4 protein-coding genes are annotated in these 8437 nt (G+C 40.2%); all 4 read left to right on the forward strand.

What is annotated here, in order from left to right:
* The first annotated feature begins 2 nt into the window (after positions 1–2).
* Positions 3–1028 (forward strand): ATP-grasp domain-containing protein, encoded by a 1026-nt coding sequence (locus PN471_RS18880; protein WP_271778144.1) that lies wholly within the window; start codon positions 3–5, stop codon positions 1026–1028.
* Between the two features lie 2 nt (positions 1029–1030).
* On the forward strand, positions 1031–2164 hold the full coding sequence (locus PN471_RS18885) for an aminotransferase class I/II-fold pyridoxal phosphate-dependent enzyme (protein WP_271778145.1): 1134 nt from the start codon (positions 1031–1033) through the stop codon (positions 2162–2164).
* Positions 2165–2192: 28 nt separating this feature from the next.
* Positions 2193–4379: a GumC family protein gene (locus PN471_RS18890; protein WP_271778146.1), complete on the forward strand. Its 2187-nt coding sequence runs from the start codon at positions 2193–2195 to the stop codon at positions 4377–4379.
* Positions 4380–4970: 591 nt separating this feature from the next.
* Complete coding sequence (locus PN471_RS18895; RefSeq protein ID WP_271778147.1) at positions 4971–8363, forward strand: phycobilisome rod-core linker polypeptide; 3393 nt, start codon at positions 4971–4973, stop codon at positions 8361–8363.
* Positions 8364–8437 lie beyond the last annotated feature (74 nt).

Below are 8437 nucleotides of genomic sequence, written 5' to 3' on the forward strand. Positions count from 1 at the left end.
ATATGAACGTTATGTTGACCTGTGCGGGAAGAAGAAATTACTTGGTAAACTTCTTTCAAGCAGCTTTAGAAAATCGAGGATTGGTATTTGCCGGTGATGCTAGTCTAGAAGCCCCAGCATTACAGGAAGCAGATGAAAGTTTTTTATTACCATCTGTAAATGATAGTGATTACTTTGATCAGCTGCTGAATATCTGTCAGGAGAAAGAAGTCAAGTTACTAATTCCTCTCAATGATTTAGAACTACCATATTTAGCAAAACAACGTGAGCAATTTCTGAAAATAGGAACTATCCCAGTTGTCTCTTCACCAGAAATTATTAATATTTGTTTTGACAAGTGGGCAACTTTTCAATTTCTAGAAACAATCGGTATCCCTACCCCAAAAACTTATCTTTCTCTGGCGGAAGCACGCGGGGCGATTCAGCGAGGAGAAATAAATTTTCCTTTAGTAATTAAACCCCGGTGGGGAAGTGCATCAATTGGGATTGAATATCCTGAAGATGATGAAGAATTAGAATTAGCCTACCGTTTTGTCAAAAAAGCTATTCAAAAGTCATTTTTAGCGACGGTAAGCTCTACTGATTTTGATCAATGTATCTTAATTCAAGAAAAGCTAATTGGACAAGAGCATGGACTTGATATCATTAATAATTTAGAAACTTCCTACATTACCACCTTTGTGAAGCGTAAACTAACCATACGAGCCGGAGAAACAGACCGGGCTATCACAGTGGAAAGTCAAGAACTTGAAAAACTTGGTGAGAAAATTGCACAAAAACTAGGTCATATTGGCAACTTAGATTGTGATGTAATTGTTGGAGAAAAGGGGAACTACGTATTAGAAATGAACCCGCGTTTTGGTGGTGGATATCCATTTTCTCATGTAGCTGGAGCAAATATTCCCGCCGCATTGATCGCTTGGTCTAATGGGGAAATGGTTAATGACAAATGGTTGCAGGTTCAAACTAATATAACGAGTGCAAAATGCGATCGCCTGATCACTTTTAAACTATCAAAGAATAAATAATTATGAATAAACCAATTCTCCTTTCCACTCCCCATATCGGCCACCAAGAATTAGAATTCGTTAAAGAAGCATTTGCTACCAATTGGATTGCCCCTATAGGTCCCCATGTTGATGCTTTTGAACAGGAATTTTGTCAAATAACGGGCGCTAGTCATGCTGCTGCTGTGAGTTCGGGAACTGCGGCTTTACATTTGGCTTTGCAATTAGTTGGAGTCACATCAGGCGATGAGGTTTTTTGCTCCACCTTGACCTTTGCAGCCACCGCTAATCCAATTGTTTATTTAGGGGCGAAACCAGTTTTTATTGATAGCGATCGCATATCCTGGAATATGAACCCAGACTTGTTGCAGGAAGCTTTACAAAAACGTGCTTATTTTGGTAAATTACCCAAAGCAGTTATAGTTGTTCATTTATATGGTCAAAGTGCAGATATTGAGCCGATTCTCGAACTTTGCGATCAATATAACATTCCGTTAATTGAAGATGCCGCCGAAGCTTTAGGTTCTACCTACAAATGTCTTTCTCCTGGTACTTTTGGGCGCTTTGGTATTTACTCTTTTAATGGCAATAAAATTATCACTACTTCTGGTGGAGGAATGTTAGTTTCTGCTGACGATAAATTAATTGCCAAAGCCAAATTTTTAGCAACTCAATCCCGCGATCCTGCTCCTCATTATCAACATTCAGAAATAGGATATAACTATCGTCTTAGCAACGTTCTTGCAGGGATTGGTCGAGGTCAATTACAAGTTTTAAATGACAGAGTGGCAGCTAGACGGCGCAACTTTGAAATTTACCAATCTGCATTGGGAAATATCCCAGGAATAGAATTTATGCCTGAAGCTAATTTTGGCCATTCTACTCGCTGGTTAACGGCTTTAACAATCACCCCAGAAGCTTTTGGTGCAGATCGAGAATACATTCGTATCCAACTTGCTAAACAACAAATTGAAGCCCGTCCTGTGTGGAAACCATTGCATCTTCAACCTGTGTTTTCTGAATGTGAATGTATTGGTGGTGAAGTAGCAGAAAATTTATTTTTACATGGTCTTTGTTTGCCTTCTGGTTCTAATTTAACTGAGGAAAATTTAGCAAGAGTAATTAATGCCATTACAGCCATTTACTCGACAACTTGAAAACCATACATAAAAAACTTAATTGATTATGGAACTACAACAATCTTCTATATCACCGCAAAAATATTGGACAATTCTCAACCGTCGTTGGCTTGCCACTTTATTGATTACTATTTCCGTTTTCATCATAGCACAATTGGCTGCATCTTTGAAAAAACCTATTTATTTAGCAGAAGGTAAATTGCGGTTTCAAAGAAGCAATACAACTTCATCTATCACAGGATTAGGTGCAGAAATAGGCAAATTAGATCCTTTAATGGAACAAAATAACCCCCTCAATACAGAAGTAGAAGTAATAACTTCTTACCCTATTATAGAAACAACTATTAAACGACTAAATCTCAAGGATAGTCAAGGTTTTACCCTAAAACCTAAGCTATTTCTCAAAAATCTTGTTGTCAAAGAAGTTAAAGGCACTAATGTTATCCAAATTAGCTACAACGATACTAATCCCCAAATTGCCTCCCAAGTTGTAAATGAAATAATTAAAGTTTATTTAGAGCAAAATCTGTCTTCACGGCGAGCCGAAGCAAGCGCAGCCCGTCAATTTATAGAAAAACAATTACCCAAAGCTGAATTAGTAGTCCGTCAAGCCGAATCTAAATTAGCAGATTTTAAAGAAAAAAACAAAATCATTTCCTTGGCAGAAGAAGCTAATAAAGCAGTACAAGTTATTGGCGATTTACAATTAAGAATCAACGATATTCAATCTCAATTGGCTAATGTTGAGTCACAGTATCAAGTAGTTATTCGGCAATTGGGAATGAACCCAAAACAAGCCTTAACAATGACTTCTATTAGCCAAATCCCTGGAGTTCAAGATATTCTTAAAGAAATCCAACAACTACAATCACAACTAGCAAATAGACAAACAGTTTTACAGGAAAATCATCCACAGATCATAGATTTACAAGATAAAATTGCTTCCTTAAGTAAGGTTGTTGACAAGAGAATAGATCAGTCCATAGGTAGAAACAACCTACAAGCAGAAGGCAATTTACAATTGAGTATTTTACAGCAACAACTTTCCAGTAAACTCGTAGAATTAGAATCCAACCGTCTAGGTTTAGCCAATCAAGCTAATTCTTTGCTGAAATTACAATTTATCTATAAGCAAAGATTGAATACATTACCTAAATTAGAAGAACAACAGCGTCAATTAGAACGTAAACTTCAAGCAGGACAATCCACCTATTCTCTATTACTTCAGAAACTCCAAGAAAGTAGAATAGCCGAAAATCAAAACTTAGGTAATGCAACTAGAATATCCGATGCTCAAGTTCCTGATGAACCTATTTCTTCTGTCATGATTTCCTATCTAAGTTCAGCATTAATGAGTATATTGGCAGCTTGTATGACTATATATATCCTAGAAATGAAAGATAAATCTATCAAGACTATTGATGAAGCCAAAGAATTACTAGAATTAACCTTGTTAGGAGTTATTCCTACCGCTACTAAGTGGAAAAAAACCTCTAAAAATCATCAAGCGAATGAATCCTATAGTCAAAGAATTATAATTCGGGATTTTCCTCGTTCTTCTATTAGTGAAGCTTATCGGATGTTGAGGGCAAACCTGAATTTTATCAGTGCTGATAAAGAGCTAAAAGTTATTGTTGTCACTAGTTCTGTACCCCAAGAAGGTAAATCAACAGTGGCAGCTAATTTAGCCACAGCAATGGCACAAATGGACAGGCAAGTTTTATTAATAGATGGAGATTTGCACCGTCCAGTTCAGCATAAAATTTGGGACGTAATCAATAATCAAGGTTTAAGTAATTTAATTTTTAAACAGGAAGAAACTACTGCGATAATTAAAAAAGTCATGCCTAATTTAGATATTTTGACTTCTGGTATAGTTCCTCCCAGTCCAGCATCTCTTCTTGACTCACAACGCATGGCAACTTTAATGGCTAATTTTTCTGACAAGTATGATTTTGTCATTGTTGATACACCAGCTTTAAATGTGGCTGCTGATGCTGTTACTTTAGGACAAATGGCTGATGGTGTTTTATTGGTAGTCCGTCCTGGTGTAGTTGATTCTGTGAATGCGACTTTTGCTAAAGAACTATTAGCAAAATCTGGTCAAAATGTCTTAGGACAGGTAGTTAATGGTGTAATTATCAAAAATGAACCCCATAGCTATTACTACTTTCAAAAAGAAGACTATTTACAAACCATCAATGTACAGTCTCAGGAATCTGTAAAAATTTAGGGATCTTCGGTACTTGTTATCGTAAATTACCAGTTGGTAAGAGGCAAGAGGCAAGAGGGAATAGGCAAGAGGCAATAGGCAAGAGGCAATAGGCAAGAGGCAAGAGGGAAAGAATTTGCTTCTTTCTGACTCCTGAACTCCTGACTAGGGAGCATAATCTCAGTATATTGAGTCATATTTTTACTTATTTATCTTAATTTTACGCAATTTAATGCTGATGTTAGTAAAAATAAGGTAGGGGTTTACCAACCTGTTATCAACATAGCCATTCTCATTTTTGCCCACCGTCTATTTCTGGCTTTATAAATAAGTTTAAGAATTAAATTGGTGCCGAATTTGGGATAGAATCTGTGTTCAGCCAAGAAAATCGAAGTATGTATCTTCTTGAATATCAAATTTAGATTACAGATTCGACATACTTCTTAATAAATCAACAGCGTAAACGCAAAACGTTCTAATCTAAAAATTGACCCAGTTAATTTACTGGGTTTTATAAGCGTAACACCCATAGATACGCACAAATGTCAAGCCTTAAAATAAATAACTCAGGCTTAACACATAAACAGTTATGATAGGAGTCTTAAAGAACCCATGAGTGTTAAGGCAAGCGGTGGAAGCTCAGTTGCGCGTCCGCAACTATATCAAACCTTACCTGTCTCTACCATTTCCCAAGCGGAACAACAGGACCGCTTTCTGGGAAGAGGTGAACTAAGTGAACTTAGCAGCTATTTTGCCTCCGGTGCCAAGAGGTTAGAAATTGCCAAGATTTTGACCGACAATTCCGAGATTATCGTTTCTCGTGCGGCTAACCGGATTTTCATTGGTGGTTCACCAATGGCTTTTTTGGAAAAGCCCCAAGAACGGGAATTGGCTATGGTCGGCGCAGGTGCTAATCTCCAAGAGGGCATGAAACTAGGAACAGTCACCTACGTTGAAAGTAGTGGTGGTTTCTTTGAAAACCTCCGTTCTATCTTCAATACTTCTGCTGGTGGACCAACACCTCCAGGCTTTAGACCCATTAACGTCGCTCGTTATGGTCCTAGCAACATGGCTAAGAGTTTACGGGACTTGTCCTGGTTCTTGCGCTATGCGACATACTCGATTGTGGCTGGAGACCCCAACATCATCTCTGTCAATACCAGAGGTTTGCGGGAAATTATTGAAAATGCTTGTTCTGGGGAAGCAACCATCGTTGCCTTACAAGAAATCAAAGCTGCTTCTTTATCCTTTTTCCGTAAAGATGCCGCAGCTACAGAAATTGTGACTCAGTACATGGATGTGTTGCTGACAGAATTTAAAGCACCAACACCTTCAACCAAAGTTCGTCAACGTCCTGCCGGCGACCAACAAGGGCTACAACTGCCACAAATTTACGCTGTTGCCGCAGAACGTCGTCCCAGGTACGTCATGAAGCCCGGTTTGTCTTCCACCGAAAAGACTGAAATTATCAAAGCTGCTTATCGTCAAGTATTTGAGCGCGATATTACCCGGGCTTATAGCTTGTCTATTTCTGACTTAGAATCTAAAGTTAAAAATTGCGAGATCTCCATGCGGGAGTTTATTCGCCGTTTAGCTAAATCTCCCCTTTACCAAAAACAGTTTTATCAGCCTTTTATTAACAGCCGGGTGATTGAATTGGCTTTCCGTCACATTTTAGGACGGGGGCCAAGTAGCCGTGAGGAAGTGCAAAAATACTTTGCCATTGTCTCACTCAAAGGTTTGGCAGGTTTAGTTGATGCTTTGGTAGATTCTACCGAATACAGCGATTACTTTGGGGAAGAAACAGTTCCCTACATTCGCGGTCTGGGTCAAGAAGCCCAAGAATGTCGTAACTGGGGACAACAGCAAGACCTGTTTAAATACAGTGCGCCTTTTCGGAAAGTTCCTCAGTTTATTACAACTTTTGCTGCTTACGAACACCCATTACCTGACCAACATCCCTACGGTTCTGGTAATGACCCCTTGGAAATCCAATTTGGGGCGATTTTCCCGAAAGAAACTCGCAACCCTAGCAGCAGCCCTGCACCATTTAGTAAGGATACCCGTCGGATCTTGATTCACCAAGGTCCCGGTATCAATAACCAACTCAGCAACCCTGGTGCGCGTGGTGTTGCTCCTGGTACTTTGGGTGCTAAGGTATTTAAGTTAGACCAGTTACCTGGAACTATTGGCAGAAAAGCTGCTACTGGTGTCAGTGTTCGGTTCTCCGAAAGCTCTACCCAAGCGGTAATTAAGGCTTGTTACCTGCAAGTTTTCGGTCGTGATGTTTACGAAGGTCAACGTCTGAAGGTTGCAGAAATTAAGCTGGAAAACGGCGATATCACTGTCCGCGAGTTTGTGCGGATGTTGGCGAAGTCGGATTTATTCCGCAAGATGTACTGGACTTCTCTCTATGTTTGTAAAGCGATTGAATATATTCACCGTCGCTTATTAGGTCGTCCTACCTACGGTCGGGAAGAGAACAACAAGTATTTTGACATTGCGGCGAAGAAGGGCTTCTATGCAGTGGTTGATGCCATTCTTGACAGTGATGAATACAGCCAAGCATTTAATGAAGATACTGTTCCTTACGAGCGCTATCTAACTCCTGCGGGTGTGTCTTTACGTCAATTGCGTGTGGGAACTATCCGCGAGGATGTGGCAAATGTTGAAAAACAAGAAACTCCTCGCTTTGTGGAATTGGGTACAGTCACAGAAATGCGGACTGAACCAGATATTGAGTTCCGCATGAATCAAGGTGTCACTAAGCAGCGTGAACAAACCAAGGTCTTTAAACTGACAGCAGTTAAGAATGACAAGGTTGCGGTAGAAACTGTGATTAGCGGCGCTTATCGGCAGATTTTCGAGCGAGATATTGCTGCTTACATCTCTAAGAACGAGTTCACGGTTCTAGAAAGTAAGTTGGTGAACGGTGAAATCAGTGTTAAGGAATTTATTCAAGGTTTGGGTTACTCTAACTTGTACCTGAAGGAGTTCTATACACCTTATCCCAATACAAAAGTAATTGAGTTGGGTACTAAGCATTTCTTGGGTCGCGCTCCTATTGACCAAGCGGAAATTCGTAAATACAACCAAATTTTAGCTACTCAAGGGATTCGTGCTTTTATTAGCGCGATGGTTGAAAGTGCTGAATATGGTCAGGTGTTTGGTGAAGATACCGTTCCTTTCCGTCGCTTCCCCACTTTACCTGCGGCTAATTTCCCCAATACAGAGAAGCTTTACAACCAATTAACCAAGCAAAATGATGATTTGGTTGTTCCTAGTTTTGAGACTGTGAAGCCTCGGATTAAAACTGAGAATACACCAATTCTAGCGAAGGCGATCGCCGATTTAGCAGCCCAAGCCAAGAAGATGGACAAGACTAAACCCTTGTTTATTGAATTGGGTCGTTCTTTCAACGATGGTCGTGGTCAATCTGTAGAAGTTGGTGTGGGTACAAGCCGTCGCAAACCAGCCCGGATTTACCGTGCTACCACTGGCACAAATTCCCCAGAAACCAATCAGGTCATCAATGCTATCTATGTCCAAGTCATGGACGTATTTAGCGGTCAAGTACCTACTTATTTCCGCCGTTCTGACTTAGATAGCAAATTGCGTAACGGCGAAATTACCGTCCGGGAATTTGTTCTCGAACTAGCCAGTTCCGAAATCTATCGCAAACGGTTCTATACCCCCTATCCCAACACCAAGGTAATTGAATTCCTATTCCGTCACCTCTTGGGACGCGCACCCGCTACCCAAGGCGAAATCCGTCAATATAACAAACTATTGGCTGATAGCGGTTTACGGGCAGCAGTAGAGGCAATTGTTAACAGTCCTGAGTATGGTCGTTACTTTGGTGAAGACGTTGTTCCCTACAAACGTTATCCATCTTTACCAGCAGGTAACTATTTAGGCAGTGTTCAAGCTGAAGCCGACCTAGTGAAACAATCCTGGTCTAGCTTATCTCCTTCTGTTTTAACAGGTGGTCTTCCTAATAGATAGGTGACAGGTGACAGGTGACAGGAAGAAGGCAAGAGGCAAGAGGCAAGAGGCAAGAGGCAAGAGGCAAGAGGCAA

It is taken from the genome of Aphanizomenon sp. CS-733/32, assembly GCF_028330045.1.
In the GTDB taxonomy this organism is placed as follows: domain Bacteria; phylum Cyanobacteriota; class Cyanobacteriia; order Cyanobacteriales; family Nostocaceae; genus Dolichospermum; species Dolichospermum gracile.